This is a genomic window from Streptomyces sp. CA-288835, from assembly GCF_050936385.1.
GTDB lineage: Bacteria > Actinomycetota > Actinomycetes > Streptomycetales > Streptomycetaceae > Streptomyces.
On sequence record NZ_JBNJMW010000001.1, the window covers coordinates 2,013,851 to 2,030,123 of the forward strand.

The following is a 16,273-nucleotide window of genomic DNA, read 5'->3' on the forward strand; positions in this document are numbered from 1 at the left end:
GTCGAGTCATTCCGCCGGTTTGTCCGAGTGGCCCAGGGTCCTGCCCGGGGCCACTCGGTCGCGTACGAGGCGCTTGACGGCCGTCGGCTCCGGGAAGCCCTGCTCGCGGCGGTCCCAGACGACCTCATCGTCGACGCGTACGACGAACACGCCGCCGGTGCCCGGCTTCAGGGACAGCTCCGTCAGCTCGGTCTCGAACGTGGTCAGCAGCTCCTGCGCCAGCCATGCGGCGCGGGGCAGCCAGCGGCACTGGGTGCAGTACTCGATCTGAACGCGGTGGGTCATCCGAGGTGTACCGACCAATCCTGTTCCGCCGCCGGTTTGCCGTGCAGGTCGGGGACCCGCTGGAGCCACTTCGGACGGCCTTGCTGACTTTTCGCCGCGCGCAGGGCCTGCTCGGCGGCGAGTTCTTCCCGGGTGGGGAAATCCGTGGGCAGCCAGGCCGCGGATGCCTGTACGCGCGCGTGGAGATAGCCGGCGTAGGCCTCGCGCAGCTCGTCGGGTGTGGCGAAGCCCGGCTCGTCCGCGAGCCAGGCGTCGGGCACTTCGGCGGTGATCTCGCGGAGCAGCTGCTGGGTCACGCGGGGCGCCAGCTCGGCGTCGGCGGCCCGTACGTCCGGGGCGTAGTGGCCGAGCGCGTGGTGCCGGAAGTCGTACGCCTTCTCCGGTTCCGTCGCGTCCCAGCGGTGGTGGAAGACGAGGGCGGCGCCGTGGTCGATGAGCCAGAGGCGCGGGGGTGCGATGCCGAGCGTGGGCCAGACCATCAGGTTGGAGCTGTGGACCGTACGGTCGACGTTGACGGTCAGCGCGTCGAGCCAGACGATCCGGCCCGCCTCCAGCGGGTCCACGCGGAATGTCTCGGCGACCTCGGGCGCGAAGTCCTTCGCGCCCGGCAGGAAGTCCATGCCGAGGTTGATCCCGGCGCTGGCGCCATGCAGGTCCCGCACCTCCTGATGCGGCTCCTCGTCGGCGATCGACGGGTCGAAGTGCACCAGGACCAGCTCGGGGAACCTGAGCCCCAGCGCCCGGGCCAGCTCACCGACGATCACCTCGGCGACCAGCGCCTTCTTGCCCTGCGCGGAGCCGGTGAACTTCACGACGTACGTCCCCAGGTCATCGGCCTCCACGACTCCGGGCACGGAGCCGCCGGACCTCAGCGGGGTCACGTATCGGACAGCGGTCACTTCGCGCAGCACACCGGCCACTGTAAATCAGCGGGTCACCATGCTCACCGGCATATTCCGCGCCACCGGCTCTATCGCAAGGGATTGGCCAGCGGCAGATACCGAGCGTCCGCCCCATCCGCCCCCGTCCACCTCAACAGCAGGTTCGTCTTGCCGGGCAACGTAGGAGCCCGGAGCAGCTCCCCCGCCTCCGGCACCTCCGCCTCGTAACGCCTCAACTCCCGCCGTACGACGGGCCAGAGCTCCACCCCCGGATACCGCTCCTCCAACACCCCCGCGATCTCAAGGAGGTTGTTGACGACGAGGCAGTACACCAGCCGCTCCCATCCGGCGGCGCGCGTGACGTCGGGCAGCAGCTTCACGCCCTCCGCGTCCCGGAACAGGGCCTGCACCGGCAGACCGGCGTCGTCCACGGCCACCACCGTGTTCTGCAGATGCGCTTCCAGTACGACCCCGTGGCGGGCGAACAACTCCAGTGCGGGCGGGACGACTTGACGCACATACGCCGCCCACCAGGCCGCCGGATCGGAGAGGTGGTCCAGCGGGCTGCCGGCGAAGCCCTCCGTGAGGGCGGCGGCGAGGAGTGGAGTCGCGTCCGCCGTCACGCGCTCGTGCAGGCCGTCGCGGATGAGGACGGCGAGTTCCTCGAAGGCGAAGTCCGCGGTGCGGTAGCCGCGGTCGCTCAGCCAGGCCGCGGGGCCGTTCAGGGCCGCGAAGGCCGAGGTGACCGCCGTGTCCGTGCGGTGGAGTTTGAGGAGGTCGTGGCGCCAGAGGCGGCGGATGTCGTTGGTGATGCGGACGTCGAGGCTGAACTTCAGGAAGAGGTCGGCGGCAGGGTCGTACACCGTCCGGATGGCCGCCGTGGGCCAGACCGGAGACGAGGAGCGGCCGAGTCGTACGAGGCGGCCGTCGGCGAAGGCGTCGCGGATCTCCGGCCGGTTGCCGGCCAGGTCGAGCTGCCAGGGGTGGGCGGGCAGCAGCCGGTAGCCGGGAGGGGCCTGGCCCAGCGCGTCGAGCGCCCGCAGGTCGCCCTCCTCGACGACCGCGTCCGCTCGTACTCCGAGCAGGAGGAGTGGGAAGCGGGCGTACGCCTCGGGGGCGTACGGGAGCCAGCCGGTGACCGGGCCGCCGCCGCGGGCCTTGGGCGCGGGATGGTAGGGGTGCCCGGTGATCAGTGACTGCTCGGAGCGCTGATACGGGTACTCGGGCGGAGTGGCGCCCTCGCGTGCGGCGAGGAGCGCCGCTACCGCGTCGCGGCTGTCGATCATCTCGGCGGGCAGCTCGGAGTTGGCGAGGCCGGTGTGCCGGCGCAGTTCGTCGGCGGTGAGTTTGACCAGCTCGGCGTGGGTGAGGCGGTGCCAGGCCCCGGCGGCGTAGACCTCCGGCTCGGCGGGCCGGCGTCCGCCGCGTACCCGCAGCTGCCGACCACTGCCCGGCAGCCGGTACACGGGCCGCTCACCGGACCCCGGTGCGCGCTCGGCCACCTCCCGCAGCAGACAATTGAGCAGCGGCGCTGCCGCGTACGCGTCGGCGGCCTCTGCGACGTCGTCCCTGGGAGGCCTGGGGGGCATGGGTTCCACGCGGTCCATTCGTTCCATACGGGTGGTGACGATCAGTATGTCTGGCGTAGTACCCGGTCCCGACGCCGTCCCCACACCCGAGGAGCCACCCCGTGCACCACCCCTCTCCGTCGGCCGAGGCCGAGGACACGCTCGCCGCCGAGCTGCGTACCGTACGACCCGCCCTGCTGTCGCCGTACGCCGCCGAGCTCCCCGGCGCCCGGGCGGCCGTGCTGACCCGGCTGTGGCGGGGTCTCGCCCATGAGCCGCTGCCGTGGATCACGCGCCGCGAGCAGGGACGCGAGGGGCTGACGCTTCATCTGGCCGATGGCCGCCTGCTGCGCGGGCCGCACTCGGATGCGTACGGAACTGCCGCCCGCGTCACGGAAGTTGAGCTGGACGGAGCCGCGTACGGCCACCCCGCCGCACTGATGACGGCACTCTCCTTCCCGCACGGTGACGCCTTCGCCGCAGAACTCGACCACAGCGTCGCCTCGTTGGCCTTGTCGCGCGCAGGCCAGCCGCCGCTGGACGATGCCCCTTCGGCGACCTGGGAGTGGGAGCAGCGGATCGTCGACGGGCATCCGTTCCACCCCAACTGCCGCTCCCGGCCCGGCTTTTCGGTGGCCGAGCAGTTGGCGTACGCGCCCGAGCACCGGCCGGTGGTCGAGCTGGGCCTGGTCGCCGCGCCGGAGGAGGCCTGTCTGGTGACGGGCGAGTGGCCGTACCGGGACCGGGCGGCCGGGCGGGTGTTGATCCCGGTGCATCCGTGGCAGGCACGGCACGTACTGAAGGACGAGAAGCTGGCGGACGCGACGGGTGTCACCGCCCACCCCCTCATGTCGCTGCGCACCCTCGCCGACGCCGCGCCCGGCGGGCCGCACATCAAGACCGCGCTGAGCGCCCGGCTGACGTCGGCGGTGCGGGACATCTCGGTGTACTCGATCGCGACGTCCGCGACGGTGTCGGCCTTCGCGGACGCGCTCGCCGCACGGCTGGACGGGCTGCTCCACATCACCCGCACGCTCGGGGCGGCCACCGCCCACACTCCGGAGTTCGCGGCCGTGGTGCGCGAGGCGCCGGAGACGTACGCGGCGGAGGGCGAGCGGGTGGTGCCGGTCGCCGCCCTCGCCCTGACCGGTCTGCCCCAATCTCCTTCCTGGCTGGCCGAGTTCACGCGTCTCGCGCTGACGGTGGGTCTGCGGCTGCTGGAGCTGGGCGTGGCGCTGGAGGCCCACGGCCAGAATCTCCTCGTGGTGCTCTCCCCCTCAGGCGCCCCAACTCGCCTGATCTACCGCGACCTTGCCGACATCCGCATCAGCCCGGCCCGCCTCGCCCGCCACGGCATCCCGGCCCCGGACCTGTCCGGCCGCCTGATCACGGACGACGAGACCACCCTGCGCCGCAAACTGTTCGGCTCTCTCTTCACGGGCACGCTGGGGGCGACGGCGGGTTCGAGCGCGGCACTCGGCGAGGCGCTCTCCACGGCCGTACGAGACTTGCCGCGCACGCCTGACCTGGCGGCGGTACTGGACGGTCCTCTGCCCACGAAGGCGCTGACCTTGATGCGGCTGTCGCCGGAGCGGCCGGGGGACATCTGGGCGCGGGTGCCGAATCCGCTGTTGGCGTGAACCAACGGCGGCCTTGTGAGCCTGGTGTCGCGTCGTCGGGTGTCGTCAGATGTCCCGCAGCTCCTTTGCCAGCGGCCCGTCCCCCACCACCTCGACACGCCCGGCCCGTATCGCCTCCTGAAGCGTCAATCCGCCCCCGGCGAGTGCCGTGCACGTCCCCGAGTCGAGGGCGAGACGGGCATCGGGCTCCTCGGGCGCGGCCCCCTCCGCGTACACCGGCCCGCCGTCCCCGGCGCCGATGCGTACGTAGAACTCCCCCTCCTCCAACCGCACTTGTACGACCCCGTCGCCAAGTCCCGCCAGGCAGCGCAGCAATGGCAGTGCGAACCAGTGCGCGCGCACCGCGTCGGTGGGTCGCCGCTCCTCCAGGAGGGGTGCGCCCCACTCCCCCAGCGCCTGCAGCACGGGGAGCAACTGGCGTCCGCGGTCGGTGAGTTCGTACACGAAGGCCGCTCCCGGCGGGGGCAGCCGGCGCCGGCTCGACAGTCCGTCCCGTTCCATGTCCTTGAGCCGGGAGGCGAGGACGTCCGTGCTCACGCCGGGCAGGTCCGCGTGCAGGTCGGTGTAGCGGCGTGGGCCGGCGAGGAGCTCGCGCACGATCAGGAGGGTCCAGCGGTCACCGACGGCGTCGAGGGCTCGGGCCGCGGAACAGTACTGGTCGTAGCTTCGGCGTGGTGACATGCGACGCAGTCTAAACAAGTTGTTGGACTTTCCAAGCCGCTACTTGGTAAAACCAAGCAACACACCAACCTGGAGGTGCGCACCGCATGGAGTTCCGGCAGTCGAGCAAGCTCAGCGAGGTCTGTTACGAGATCCGGGGTCCGGTCATCGAGCACGCGAATGCCCTGGAGGAGGCGGGCCACAGCGTGCTCCGGCTGAACACCGGCAACCCGGCGCTCTTCGGCTTCGAGGCGCCGGAGGAGATCCTCCAGGACATGATCCGCATGCTGCCCCAGGCACACGGTTACACCGACTCCCGCGGCATCCTCTCGGCCCGCCGCGCCGTCGCCCAGCGGTACCAGGACCTGGGCCTCGAGGTCGGCGTGGACGACGTCTTCCTCGGCAACGGCGTCTCGGAACTCGTCTCGATGGCGGTCCAGGCGCTCATCGAGGACGGCGACCAAATCCTCATCCCCGCCCCGGACTTCCCCCTCTGGACGGCGGTGACGACGCTCGCGGGCGGCAAGGCGGTGCACTACCTCTGCGACGAACAGGCCGACTGGTACCCGGACTTGGACGACATGGCGGCCAAGATCACGGACCGCACCAAGGCCGTCGTCATCATCAACCCCAACAACCCGACGGGCGCGGTCTATCCGAAGGAGATCATCGAGGGCATCCTCGACCTCGCGCGCCGGCACGGCCTGATGGTCTTCGCTGACGAAATCTACGACCAGATCCTGTACGACGACGCCGTGCACCACTCGGTCGCCTCCCTCGCCCCTGACCTGGTGGTCCTCACCTTCTGCGGGCTGTCCAAGACGTACCGCGTGGCGGGTTTCCGCTCCGGCTGGATGGTCGTCACGGGCCCGCGCCAGCACGCTCGCGACTACCTCGAGGGCATGACGATGCTGGCCTCCATGCGGCTGTGCGCCAACGCCCCCGCCCAGTTCGCCATCCAGGCCGCACTCGGCGGCCGCCAGTCCATCCGCGAACTCACCGCCCCCGGCGGCAGGTTGCGCGAACAGCGCGACCGCGCCTGGGAGAAGCTCAACGAGATCCCGGGCGTCTCCTGCGTGAAACCGAAGGGCGCGCTGTACGCGTTCCCGCGCATCGACCCCCAGGTGCACAAGATCCACGACGACGAGAAGTTCGTCCTGGACCTGCTCCTCCGCGAAAAAATCCAGGTAGTCCAAGGCACCGGCTTCAACTGGCCCCGCCCCGACCACTTCCGCATCCTCACCCTCCCGTACGTCGACGACCTGGACGCGGCGATCGGGCGGATCGGGCGGTTCCTGAGCGGGTATCGGCAGTAGCTGACCAGTCACCTGAGATCGACTTCGCACCACACCGTCTTGGTGTACGGATCTCCGCACGTCGTCCCCCAGTGAGCGGCCAGGGCTTCGACCAGGAGGAGGCCGCGGCCGGACTCGGTGTCGGACGAGGCCGGCTCGAGAGTCCCGGGGTTCCGCTCGCGCACTGATGCGGTTGGTGAAGTCCGGCGACAATGCGGGCGCTCCGGTCCGACGCTTCCGGACCCACGGTAGGCGGTCGCGGGAATGTGACAGTTGGGCGGGAAACTGTCACATTCCCGCGACCGGTTACCCAGCCGGGGAGGGTTCGCCAACATCAGCCACGTACTGGGCGTTCCTGCCGTCGTGCCACCGACATCGACCCGGTGCGAGATATTCCAGGGCTCGGGCGCGGTGGTGACAACTGGTCAGACATCTGTGTCGCTTCTGTCCAAACAGTGTTCACTGTTTCCCCACATACCCCATTGGCCGTCAATTTTCCGGACATTCGGGGAACGGTGGGGACAGGGTGGCCAGTGCGTTCTGAGAGCATGCGCGGCACGACTTGGGGATGGGTGGCAGGGGAACCGGCCACATCGGACCTCGTCCCACCGGACCACGTCGGCCTGTCTGGAACTGCACTATTGGCACGGATGTACCCCCCGGAAGTATCACGGCCATGCATACACCTCGAAGATTCGCCGCCCTCGGCATGGCCTCGGCCGCCATGGTCGCCGCCTCAATCGCCACGGCACCCAGCGCCGCCGCCGACAGCTACAACGGGTGCGTCTACCCCCGCGTGTGCTTCTATCCCACCATCACCCAGTGGAACAACGGCACACCCACGGCTGCCTACCAGGACGTCACCAGCAGCTACCAGAATCTCGGACCCAACAGCCGAGGTGCTGACCGCGTCCACAACACGCGCAACGACGACCGGGTCTATCTCCGCTACACCTACAACCCGACGGGCGCGACAGGGGCGTTGTGCGTCAACCCCAACGTAACCGCGGTCTTCAACTCGAACTTCACGGTGACCGGCATCATGATCCAGACCGCGGCCAGCTGCCCGTAGAGCCTTAGGCCTGCTGAACGGACCGGGATGGCGCAGTGGAGTGGTCGGCCGCCCCGGTCCGTTCTCGCGCGAGCCTCCATGGGTGTGGGTCCGCCGTTGGAAGCGGAACGCTCATGATCGTGCCCTGGTTGGCCTCCGGGATCAGGCCGTGGACGAGGATGCACGAGGCGTCGATCCGGCCGACGAGCAGGTCCTCGCGCCAGCCCGCGCCCTGCTGTCCCCCGTCGATGGCCACGGAGCCGACATACATACCACTCGTGGAATCGGCCCGTGCGTGCGACAGATGCGATCCCGTCACCACGGGTATGCCCTCCCCATGAGTCACCGACCCTTGCTGCTCCTCGACGTCGACGGCCCCCTCAATCCCTTCGGCGCGCGGTTCGTCCGGCCGCGCGGATACGTGACGCGGCGGCTGCGACCGGCGAACTGGTCAGCGCGGCAGGTGCCGGGTTCGCGGGGGCTGCGGCGTGGGCTGCGGGTGCGGCTCAATCCGGGGCATGGAGCGCGGCTGAAGGCGTTGCCGTACGAGCTGGCGTGGGCCACGACCTGGATGCATGAGGCCAACGAGATGATCGCGCCGGTGATCGGGCTGCCGGGTGATCTGCCGGTGATCGAGTGGCCCGAGATGTTCGTCAGGGATCCCGAGGGGCTGTACTGGAAGACCCGGCACGTCGTGGCGTGGGCTGCGGGCCGGCCCTTCGTGTGGGTGGACGACATGATCACCGACCTCGACGTACGGCATGTCGCCGCGCACCACGACGCGGCCGCTCTCCTGCTGCAGATCGATCCGCGCAGGGGGCTGCGGGAGCGGGACTTCGAGGAGCTGGAGCGGTGGGCTCGCGAGCTCCGACGGACGAAGGGGTGACTGTCAGACCTGCGTCGTAGTCTTCGAATGGGCTCACTGATCACTCACTGGTCGGGCGATGCCGGATTCGGGGAGGTGCACGCCATGACACGACCACCTACTGCCGCGCAGCGGCGTGTCATCGAGGCCGCCGATCCCGTGACGGGACGGCTCAGGGGTACGGAGAGCCAGCTCGCGGCGCTGGTGAAGCGGGGGCTCGCGTTTCGGCATCCTCGGCCGCCGCACGATCACTTTCTGACACCGGCCGGGCATCGGATACGTGAGGAGTCGGCTGCGGAGGCTTCCGGTGGTCCGGACGGAGAGGCAGCCGCTCCGGCGGCCGGCGCCCAGGCGTCCGCCGGCACCGGCGTCTTCGCCGCCCGCGTCGGCGGTGAGGAGGGCGTCGTCGACGCGGGGCCCGGGCGTATGCGAGAGGTGCACAGCGCCTGGCAGGGGCTGCTGGAGTTGCGGCGGATGACCAATCCGGACGGCGCCGTGGACCGGCCGTGCGGATGGGAGCGTACGCATCTGGTGCAGGCCGCCGCGCTGGCGCTGGAGGCGGCGGGGCACCGGCCCGCCGGGGAGGACGCCGACGGATACCGGGTGCGGGCGACGCCGCAGCCGGAGGCGGTCGCCGTGCATGTACCGGACGCCGAGTCGCGGCAGGGCTGTGCGGCCACGCTGGAGAAGGCGGGCTGGCAGGTCGGGGAGTACACGGAGCCCCGTACGCGAGCGCGCTATCTGCTGGCCTCCCCGCGACGAGCGTGAGAGGCGCATGCCAAGCTGAGTGATCACAATCGTCGGGAGAGAGTGAAGGGGACGCCGTGTCAGAAGCGTCAGTAACGCCCGGAGCGCCAGGCTCATCAGGGCCTTCAGGGCCATCAGAGACGTCAGGTCCGTTTGCCGTCCGGGTGATGGTCCGTGGGTACGAGACCGATGTTCAGGGTCACCTCAACCAGAGCGTCTATATCAACTACGCGGAGCACGCCCGCTGGTCGTTATTGCAGGCCGCCGGGATCAGCCAGTCCGGCCTGATTGCCAAGGGGGTAGGGCCGGTGGCGCTGGAGACGACCATCCGTTTCAAGCGGGAGCTGAAGGCAGGCGATGAGGTCGACGTGACGTGCGACTTCCTTATGGACGAGAGCAAGGTCTTCCGCGTCGAGCAGGAGATACGCAAGACCGACGGCACGGTCGCCGCCGAAATCACGGCCACCGGCGGCCTGATGGACCTCAAGCAGCGGAAACTCGTCGCGGACCCACGCGAGTGCTTCCGCGCCCTGGCGAGCGATCCTCGGTACTTCGGGCTCTGACCTCTCCCCCACACATCGGCTGCTGCGGCCTCTGATCCGGCACGTCGGCGGCCACGTGACGGGCAGTCGGTAGCCACACGGCGGGCAGTCCGTAGCCAGACGGCGGGCAGTCGACGGCTACGCAATGGGCAGTCGGTGGCGAACCCGACTGCCCATTCATGGCGCGTTCTCCCCCATGTGGCCGTATTTCCACGCTCAAGTCCTCACACAGCGGGTATCTCTCACCACGGCACCCCTCAGCTGTGGAACCGGAGACCCCAATGCCGCTTGCTCGTCGCGCTTTTCTGATTGCGGTTGCCGGATCTGCAGGTGTCGTAGCCTGCTCGAACGCACCAGCGAAAGGTTCCTCGTCCACGGACGCCAAGGGGGCTTCAGTGAGTGAGACGGGCGCAGCGAGCAGGGCGGCGCGGCGGCTGCTGCCGCGGCACTGGCGGCAGTTGAGGTTCGAGACGACAAGACCCGCCGGGGCCGACGCCTTCCGGGTCTCGGGCAGCACCGGTCGGATCACCATCGGCGGCAGCTCCCCCGGCGCTCAACTCGCCGGACTCCGCTGGTACTTGAAGAACATCGCGCACGCCAACATCAGCTGGGCCGGTGAACAGCGCGACCTCCCCGAGCAGTTGCCCGGCTTCGAAGGCACCGTCACCCGGCAGGCCAATGTCCCGCACCGCTTCGTCCTGAACGACACGAACGACGGCTACACGGGCGCGTACAACGACTGGGCGTACTGGGAGCGCGAGCTCGACGTACTGGCGCTGCACGGCTACAACGAGGTGCTGGTCTACATCGGCGCGGACGCGCTCTATCACCGCGTGTTCCAGGAGTTCGGGCACACGGACGAGGAGCTGCGGGCGTGGATCGCGGGCCCGGCGCATCTGCCGTGGTTCCTGATGCAGAACATGGGCGCGTTCCCGTATCCGCTCTCGCGGCAGCTACTCGACGCGCGGGCCGCGCTGGGGCGGCGGATCGTCGACCGGGTACGGGAGTTGGGCATGACGCCGGTGTTCCCGGGCTACTTCGGAACGGTCCCGCCGGGCTTCGCCGAGCGGAATCCGGGTGCGCGGCCGATACCGCAGGGCGAGTGGATGGGGCTCGCGCGTCCCGACTGGCTGGACCCGCGTACCGACCACTTCGCGCGAGTGGCGGCCACCTTCTACCGCGTTCAGGACCAGATGTTCGGCCCCTCCACGCTCTACAAGATGGACCTGCTCCACGAGGGCGGCGACCCCGGAGACGTACCGGTCGCCGATGCGGCGAAGGGCGTCGAGAAGGCGCTGCTGACGGCGCATCCGGAGGCGATCTGGGTGCTCCTCGGCTGGCAGCGCAATCCGCCGAGGGCGATCGTCGACGCCGTCGACAAGCGGCACGTGCTCGTCGTCGACGGACTGTCCGACCGCTTCCCGACCGTCGTCGACCGCGAGGCCGACTGGGGGAACACCCCGTACGCCTTCGGCTCCATCTGGAACTTCGGCGGCCACACGACGATGGGCGCCAACACCCCTGACTGGGTCGAGCTCTACAACAAGTGGCGCACCAAGGAGGGAAGCACCCTGCGCGGTGTCGCCCTCATGCCGGAGGCTGCCGACAACAATCCCGCTGCCTTCGACCTGTTCTCCGAACTCGCCTGGGAAGACGCCGACTTGAAACTCGAAACGTGGTTCAGGGACTGGTCGCACGCCCGCTACGGAGCGCGTGATCCGCACGCCGAGGCCGCCTGGGACATCCTGCGCCGCACCGCGTACGGCACGACCCGCGCCGACTCGTGGAGCGAGGGCGCCGACGGGTTCTTCGGGGCCCGCCCCTCGCTCACGGTCAAGTCGGCCGCCAAGTGGTCGCCCAAGCAACTCCGTTACAGCGCCGAGGAGTTCGAGCCCGCACTCGACGAACTGCTCCAGGTGCCCGCGGGCCTTCGGAACTCCTCCGCGTACCGCTACGACCTCCTCGACGTGGCCCGCCAGGCCGCCTCCAACCGCAGCCGCGTTCTCCTCCCCCGCATCAAGAAGGCGTACGACGCCCGGGACGCCGCCGAGTTGGACCGGCTGGCCGGTGCCTGGCTCGCCCTGATCGACGTACTGGAGACCCTGATGGCCACCGACTCCCGTCACCTGGTGGGGCGTTGGGTGGCCGACGCGCGGGCCTGGGGCGCCGACGAGGAGGAGCGGGCCCAGTTGGCGTACGACAACCTGTCGCTGCTGACCGTGTGGGGAACCCGCGAGGGCGCGGACGCGGGCCTGCGCGACTACGCCAACCGTGAGTGGGCGGGCCTGCTCGGCGGGCTGTACCGGCAGCGCTGGTCGACGTACTTCGACGAGCTGCGGTCTGCGCTGCAGGAGGGCCGGGAGCCGAGGCCCATCGACTGGTTCGCGATCGAGGACCGCTGGACGCGGGAGCCTGGCCGACTTGCGACGCGGCCGGTCGGGGACACGTACGAGGCGGCTGTCCGCGTGCGCGATCAGCTCGCCGCGACTTCCTGAACTTGTTGAGGGGCTCGGTCAGCCGACTGGGCTTTGGCTGGTCTGGGGTTCTGGGACGGCGGCGTGTGTGCCGGTGGTCAGCGGCGGGGTGGTGTGCTGTGGGGTGGCGGCGAATCCGCTGCGGGTCATCTCGCCCCACACCGGTGTGCCCCCGCGCAGGGCGGCCCACCAGCCCTGCAGCCGCCACACCGCGGTGAGCTGCCGGTATCCGAGGTTTTCCACGACGGTGGCGGCGGCGACGGCGAAGAGATCGGAGAGCCGTTTGTAGCGGTGCAGGCCGAGTTCGTCCAGGAGCAGGGCAAGCAGGGACAGGACGATGGCGTAGCCGAACGCGGCGAGCATGAACAGGATGGCGAAGCCGGGTGAGATGACGCCGTAGGCGAAACCGGCGGCGACGACGAACAGGCCGAGGATCTCCACCAGAGGGGCAATGAGTTCGAACAGGACGAAATAGGGCAGAGCGACGAGGCCGACGAAGCCGTAGCGGGGGCGGATCATGCCACGGTGCTGCCGCAGCGTCTCGTACAGGCCGCGGTGCCAGCGGCGTCGTTGGCGGGCGAGAACTCTGGCGGTGTCGGGGACCTCGGTCCAGCACACGGGTTCGGGGATGAACGCCACCCTGTACGGGCGGCCGGAGTCGCGCATCAGGCGGTGGATGCGCACCACGAGTTCGAAGTCCTCGCCGATGGTGTCGGGGTTCAGTCCGCCGGCTTCGACGAGGATGTCGCGCCGGTACAGCCCGAAGGCCCCGGAGATGATCAACAGGCCGCCCATGCGGGCCCAGCCGGTGCGTCCCATCAGGAAAGCGCGCAGGTATTCCACGACCTGGATACGGGCCAGCCAGCGCTTGGGGATCCTCGGTTCCAGGACGTGTCCGTAGCGGACGACGCTGTCGTTGACGGGCCGGATGACGCCTCCGGCGGCCACGACAGACAGCGGGTCGTTGGCGAAGGGCTGCGAGATGATCAGCAGGGCGTCGGAGTCGAGGAGTGAGTCGGCGTCGACCATGCAGATCAGAGGGTGGCGTGCCATGTCGATGCCGAGATTGAGGGAGTCGGCCCGCCCGGAGTTGCGCTTGCGGATCACGACCAGGGACCCGCTGCGCGTGCTGACATGGACGGATGCGGCTCCTTCCCGCACGGGGAGCTCGCCCGGTGGCACGCGATCTGCTTCCACCAGGCCGAACGCCTCACACAGCCGGTCGAACGTGGCGTCCTTGGAGCCGTCGTCGACGATGACGACCTCGTGGACCGGGTAGCGCAGGCCGAGCATCGCGCGGACGCTTTCGACGATGGTGGCCTCCTCGTTGTACGCCGATGCCACGATCGACACCGGCCGGGTGAACGGGCTGACCGCCGCGTCCTCCCTTCCCGCCACCTGGCGGCGCCGCGCGAGGTGGGGGATCGTCCGGCCCGCGAGGGCGATCAGCATCAGATAGCTGGAGTTCAGAACCAGGAAGTAGGTGATCACCAGATACTGGCTGTACTCCAGCAGGGCCAGGACGAAAGCCCGCATCACACCACCCCGCCACCCGAGCGCAGCGACAGCAGCGCCAGCGCCTCACGAGCGTGCGCTGCCGCCGCGGAGCCGTCGGCCACCAGCTCCCGCAGGCATGCCGACCCCGCCGGGCCCAGCCGGGTCAGCGCCTGGGAGGAGGCATGGGCGACGCGGTAGTGCGGTGCGGACGCGGCCCGGGCCAGCGCCCCGACCGCACGCTGGTCGCCGATCAGGCCCAGGGCCTCGGCCGCGGCGGAGGCCGCGCGGGGCGAGGGGTCACCGGCCAGCATCCGCATCAGCGGGTCCACCGCGACGGGCTCGCCCATCCGCCCCAGCGCCTGCGCGGCACTCGCCCGGACCACACCCTCGCCGTCGCCCAGGGCGTTCACCAGATGCCGCACCGACCTGCGGTCGCCGATCAGGCTGAGCAGTTCCAGTGCCAGCGCGCGGATCTGTACGTCTTCACCGCGCGCGGCTTCCAGCAGGCACTCGATGGCCGGGTAGCCGATCTGCAGCAGGGCGTGCCCGATGAGACCGGACGCCACCTGGCGATGCCCGCGCAGATGCGCGACCAGCAGTGCGGCGCTCGTCGCATCCCCGAAGCGCCCCAGGGCCCGGACCGCCGCCGCACGCACCGTGGGATCGCGGTCGTCCAGCAGGCCGTGCAGAGCGGCGCGTGCGCGCACCACCACCTGCTCATCCTCGCGCAGCGTGGGTCCGGCCAACGTCAGGACCGCCGCCGCCCGCGCCCGCCGCACCCGCCCGCGCCGGCACAAGTCCGTCAAAGCCTCCTCGATGATGCCGCGGCGGACCAGCACGGCGGTCAGCGCGGCATGCCCCTCCCCCTGGAGCTGCGACAACAAGAACAGCACGGACGGTTGGACCGATCGCCAGTGCCGGCGGTCCAACGACACCAGCTCCTTCAGCGCCTCGTCACCGTCACCGGCTGCCGCCGCCAAGACCAGTGGCCGGAACTCCTCGGTCCGCGAGGCTTGAAGAGCATCCAGCCGGTTGCGCACGACACGACAGATCAGCAGCACCAGCAGACCGACCATGATGAGCAGCAGCGAGGCGCCCAACGCCGCCGTCACCCAGAACGCCATCACCGGCCGCCTGCCCAGCCACCAACTCTTCGGTCCCCAGCAGCCGGCAGGCGCAGGGCACGGCGCCCGGCACCGCCGTACATGGCTGAGAGGACCGCTCCAGAACCGCTCCGATCAGGTGATCCGGGGTACCTCTCGCACATCATCAGTTCCTCTGGGTGGCCAAGGCGTACAGAACCATGGCACCCCCCACCCGGCCGGAACGAATGATCAAGCTACGCCGGCCGGGTGACCCCAGGCATACGAACCCCTCGGCTCAGGCCTGTGCGGCGATCCGCGCCAACCGCTGGGCCTCCTCCCGCGTCGAGCGGGCGATCGCGTCCTCGTCGACGTGCAGCAGGCGGCCGTTTTCGGCGATCTGGGTGCCGCCGACGAAGGACGCGGTGACCGGGGCCGCCGCGCCGAAGACGAGGGCGGTGACCGGGTCGGGGATGGAGGCGTGGGCCAGGGTGTTCAGGTTCCAGAGGACCAGGTCGGCCAGTTTGCCGGGTTCCAGGGAGCCGATCTCCCTTGCTCTGCCCAGGACTTGGGCACCGCCGTACGTGCCGAGACGCAGCGCCTGGCGGGCGTTCAGGGCGGCTTCGCGGTGGGCGCCGAGGCGGTTGATGAGGAGGGCGTTGCGCAGTTCGGTGTGGAGTTCGCCGGACTCGTTGGACGCCGTGCCGTCGACGCCGAGGCCGACCGGGATGCCGGCCGCCAGCATGTCGGGGACGCGGGCGATCCCGGCCGCAAGGCGGGCGTTGGACGAGGGGCAGTGGGCCACACCCGTCTTCGTACGGGCGAAGGCGGCGATGTCGGAGTCGTTCATGTGGACGCAGTGCGCCATCCACACGTCCTCGCCGAGCCAGCCCGTGGACTCGAAGTAGTCGGTCGGGCCCAGGCCGAACAGTTCCTTGCAGAACTGCTCCTCCTCGACGGTCTCCGAACCGTGCGTATGCAGCCGTACGCCCTTGCGCCGCGCCAACTCGGCGCCCTGCTTCATCAGTTCGGTCGACACCGAGAACGGGGAGCAGGGGGCCACGGCCACCTGCGTCATCGCGCCGAAGGAGTCGTCGTGGTGCGCGTCGATGGTCGCTTCGGTGGCGGCGAGCGCGCCATCGAGGGTCTCGACGGCGAAGTCCGGCGGCAGACCGCCGTCCTTCTCGCCACGGTCCATGGAGCCACGCGCGAGGGTGAAGCGGACGCCCGTTTCGCGGGCCGCGCGGATGATCGCGCCCGACAGGTCGCCGGAGCCCTTCGGGAACACGTAGTGGTGATCCATCGCGGTGGTGACCCCGCCACGGGCCATCATGGCGAGCGAACCCTGGGCCGCCACGTACGTCATCTGCTCGTCGATGCGCGCCCAGGTCGGGTACAGCGCGACGAGCCAGTTGAAGAGGTTGTGGTCCGTGGCGAGGCCGCGGGTGAGCCACTGGTAGAAGTGGTGGTGGGTGTTGACCAGCCCGGGGGTTACGAGGTGGCCGCTCGCGTCGATACGGCGTACGACGTCCTTCAGGCCCTCAGGGGCCCTGCCCTCACCGACCGACTCGATCACGTTGTCCGCCACGACCACATGGCCCGAGGCGTACTCGGTGTCGTTGGCGTCCACGGTCGCGATCGCGCAGTTCTCGATGACGATGCGCTGGGTTGCTGCCATGGTTCGCC

The 16,273-nt window shown here is 69.9% G+C and carries 15 protein-coding genes and 1 pseudogene; 7 read left to right on the top strand and 9 right to left on the bottom strand.

What is annotated here, in order from left to right:
* Positions 1-6: 6 nt before the first annotated feature.
* Genes ACQEVY_RS09140 through ACQEVY_RS09150 form a run of 3 tightly spaced genes read right to left on the bottom strand, consistent with a single transcriptional unit; the run spans position 7 to position 2,773 of the window.
* Entirely contained in the window at positions 7-285 is a 279-nt protein-coding gene (locus tag ACQEVY_RS09140; protein WP_432946668.1) for a SelT/SelW/SelH family protein, read from the bottom strand.
* A complete protein-coding gene (locus ACQEVY_RS09145; protein ID WP_432946670.1) occupies positions 282-1,196 on the bottom strand; it encodes a HipA family kinase in 915 nt (304 codons plus the stop codon). Before ACQEVY_RS09145 ends, ACQEVY_RS09140 begins: the two co-directional genes overlap by 4 nt.
* Before the next feature lie 59 nt (positions 1,197-1,255).
* Positions 1,256-2,773: an IucA/IucC family protein gene (locus tag ACQEVY_RS09150; protein WP_432946672.1), complete on the bottom strand. Its 1,518-nt coding sequence runs from the start codon at positions 2,771-2,773 to the stop codon at positions 1,256-1,258.
* Between the two features lie 83 nt (positions 2,774-2,856).
* Between ACQEVY_RS09150 and ACQEVY_RS09155 the strand changes: the two genes are divergently transcribed.
* Positions 2,857-4,374, top strand: a complete 1,518-nt coding sequence (locus ACQEVY_RS09155; RefSeq protein WP_432946674.1) for an IucA/IucC family protein — start codon at positions 2,857-2,859, stop codon at positions 4,372-4,374.
* 45 nt (positions 4,375-4,419) lie between these two features.
* Here the strand turns inward: ACQEVY_RS09155 and ACQEVY_RS09160 are convergent, their stop codons facing one another.
* On the bottom strand, positions 4,420-5,055 hold the full coding sequence (locus tag ACQEVY_RS09160) for a winged helix-turn-helix transcriptional regulator (RefSeq protein WP_432946676.1): 636 nt from the start codon (positions 5,053-5,055) through the stop codon (positions 4,420-4,422).
* An 86-nt stretch (positions 5,056-5,141) separates the two neighbouring features.
* Here ACQEVY_RS09160 and ACQEVY_RS09165 point away from each other — a divergent pair, with 86 nt between their 5' ends.
* Entirely contained in the window at positions 5,142-6,350 is a 1,209-nt protein-coding gene (locus ACQEVY_RS09165) for a pyridoxal phosphate-dependent aminotransferase (protein WP_432946678.1), read from the top strand.
* An 8-nt stretch (positions 6,351-6,358) separates the two neighbouring features.
* Here ACQEVY_RS09165 and ACQEVY_RS09170 read toward each other — a convergent pair.
* Positions 6,359-6,499, bottom strand: a pseudogene (locus tag ACQEVY_RS09170) (ATP-binding protein); the annotation flags it as partial.
* Between the two features lie 506 nt (positions 6,500-7,005).
* Here ACQEVY_RS09170 and ACQEVY_RS09175 point away from each other — a divergent pair.
* Positions 7,006-7,401, top strand: a complete 396-nt coding sequence (locus tag ACQEVY_RS09175) for a hypothetical protein (RefSeq protein WP_432946680.1) — start codon at positions 7,006-7,008, stop codon at positions 7,399-7,401.
* Between the two features lie 4 nt (positions 7,402-7,405).
* Here the strand turns inward: ACQEVY_RS09175 and ACQEVY_RS09180 are convergent, their stop codons facing one another.
* Positions 7,406-7,636, bottom strand: a complete 231-nt coding sequence (locus ACQEVY_RS09180; RefSeq protein WP_432946682.1) for a hypothetical protein — start codon at positions 7,634-7,636, stop codon at positions 7,406-7,408.
* Positions 7,637-7,717: 81 nt separating this feature from the next.
* Here ACQEVY_RS09180 and ACQEVY_RS09185 point away from each other — a divergent pair, with 81 nt between their 5' ends.
* The 4 genes from ACQEVY_RS09185 (at position 7,718) to ACQEVY_RS09200 (ending at position 12,029) form a co-directional block, all read left to right on the top strand.
* Positions 7,718-8,266, top strand: coding sequence for an HAD domain-containing protein (locus ACQEVY_RS09185; RefSeq protein WP_432946684.1), 549 nt, complete (start codon positions 7,718-7,720; stop codon positions 8,264-8,266).
* Positions 8,267-8,350: 84 nt separating this feature from the next.
* Positions 8,351-9,013 carry a hypothetical protein gene (locus ACQEVY_RS09190; RefSeq protein WP_432946686.1) on the top strand — a complete coding sequence of 221 codons (663 nt, stop codon included), beginning with the start codon at positions 8,351-8,353 and terminating at the stop codon, positions 9,011-9,013.
* A 146-nt stretch (positions 9,014-9,159) separates the two neighbouring features.
* Positions 9,160-9,555, top strand: coding sequence for an acyl-CoA thioesterase (locus ACQEVY_RS09195; protein ID WP_432946688.1), 396 nt, complete (start codon positions 9,160-9,162; stop codon positions 9,553-9,555).
* A gap of 260 nt (positions 9,556-9,815) precedes the next feature.
* On the top strand, positions 9,816-12,029 hold the full coding sequence (locus tag ACQEVY_RS09200) for an alpha-N-acetylglucosaminidase (RefSeq protein ID WP_432946690.1): 2,214 nt from the start codon (positions 9,816-9,818) through the stop codon (positions 12,027-12,029).
* An 18-nt stretch (positions 12,030-12,047) separates the two neighbouring features.
* On the opposite strand, the gene ACQEVY_RS09205 is transcribed toward ACQEVY_RS09200, so the two are convergent.
* The 3 genes from ACQEVY_RS09205 to ACQEVY_RS09215 form a co-directional block, all read right to left on the bottom strand.
* On the bottom strand, positions 12,048-13,544 hold the full coding sequence (locus ACQEVY_RS09205) for a glycosyltransferase family 2 protein (RefSeq protein ID WP_432946692.1): 1,497 nt from the start codon (positions 13,542-13,544) through the stop codon (positions 12,048-12,050).
* Positions 13,544-14,629, bottom strand: a complete 1,086-nt coding sequence (locus ACQEVY_RS09210) for a HEAT repeat domain-containing protein (RefSeq protein WP_432946694.1) — start codon at positions 14,627-14,629, stop codon at positions 13,544-13,546. The genes ACQEVY_RS09205 and ACQEVY_RS09210 overlap by 1 nt, the downstream gene beginning before the upstream one ends.
* Positions 14,630-14,885: 256 nt before the next feature.
* Positions 14,886-16,265 carry an 8-oxoguanine deaminase gene (locus ACQEVY_RS09215; protein ID WP_432946696.1) on the bottom strand — a complete coding sequence of 460 codons (1,380 nt, stop codon included), beginning with the start codon at positions 16,263-16,265 and terminating at the stop codon, positions 14,886-14,888.
* Between the last annotated feature and the right edge of the window lie 8 nt (positions 16,266-16,273).

Coding starts and splice junctions, on each gene's coding strand:
- ACQEVY_RS09175 (WP_432946680.1), top strand. CDS start 7,006: ATGCATACACCTCGAAGATTCGCCGCCCTCGGCATGGCCTCGGCCGCC.
- ACQEVY_RS09200 (WP_432946690.1), top strand. CDS start 9,816: ATGCCGCTTGCTCGTCGCGCTTTTCTGATTGCGGTTGCCGGATCTGCA.
- ACQEVY_RS09195 (WP_432946688.1), top strand. CDS start 9,160: ATGGTCCGTGGGTACGAGACCGATGTTCAGGGTCACCTCAACCAGAGC.
- ACQEVY_RS09205 (WP_432946692.1), bottom strand. CDS start 13,544: ATGCGGGCTTTCGTCCTGGCCCTGCTGGAGTACAGCCAGTATCTGGTG.
- ACQEVY_RS09215 (WP_432946696.1), bottom strand. CDS start 16,265: ATGGCAGCAACCCAGCGCATCGTCATCGAGAACTGCGCGATCGCGACC.
- ACQEVY_RS09160 (WP_432946676.1), bottom strand. CDS start 5,055: ATGTCACCACGCCGAAGCTACGACCAGTACTGTTCCGCGGCCCGAGCC.
- ACQEVY_RS09140 (WP_432946668.1), bottom strand. CDS start 285: ATGACCCACCGCGTTCAGATCGAGTACTGCACCCAGTGCCGCTGGCTG.
- ACQEVY_RS09190 (WP_432946686.1), top strand. CDS start 8,351: ATGACACGACCACCTACTGCCGCGCAGCGGCGTGTCATCGAGGCCGCC.
- ACQEVY_RS09165 (WP_432946678.1), top strand. CDS start 5,142: ATGGAGTTCCGGCAGTCGAGCAAGCTCAGCGAGGTCTGTTACGAGATC.
- ACQEVY_RS09185 (WP_432946684.1), top strand. CDS start 7,718: ATGAGTCACCGACCCTTGCTGCTCCTCGACGTCGACGGCCCCCTCAAT.
- ACQEVY_RS09150 (WP_432946672.1), bottom strand. CDS start 2,773: ATGGACCGCGTGGAACCCATGCCCCCCAGGCCTCCCAGGGACGACGTC.
- ACQEVY_RS09210 (WP_432946694.1), bottom strand. CDS start 14,629: ATGGCGTTCTGGGTGACGGCGGCGTTGGGCGCCTCGCTGCTGCTCATC.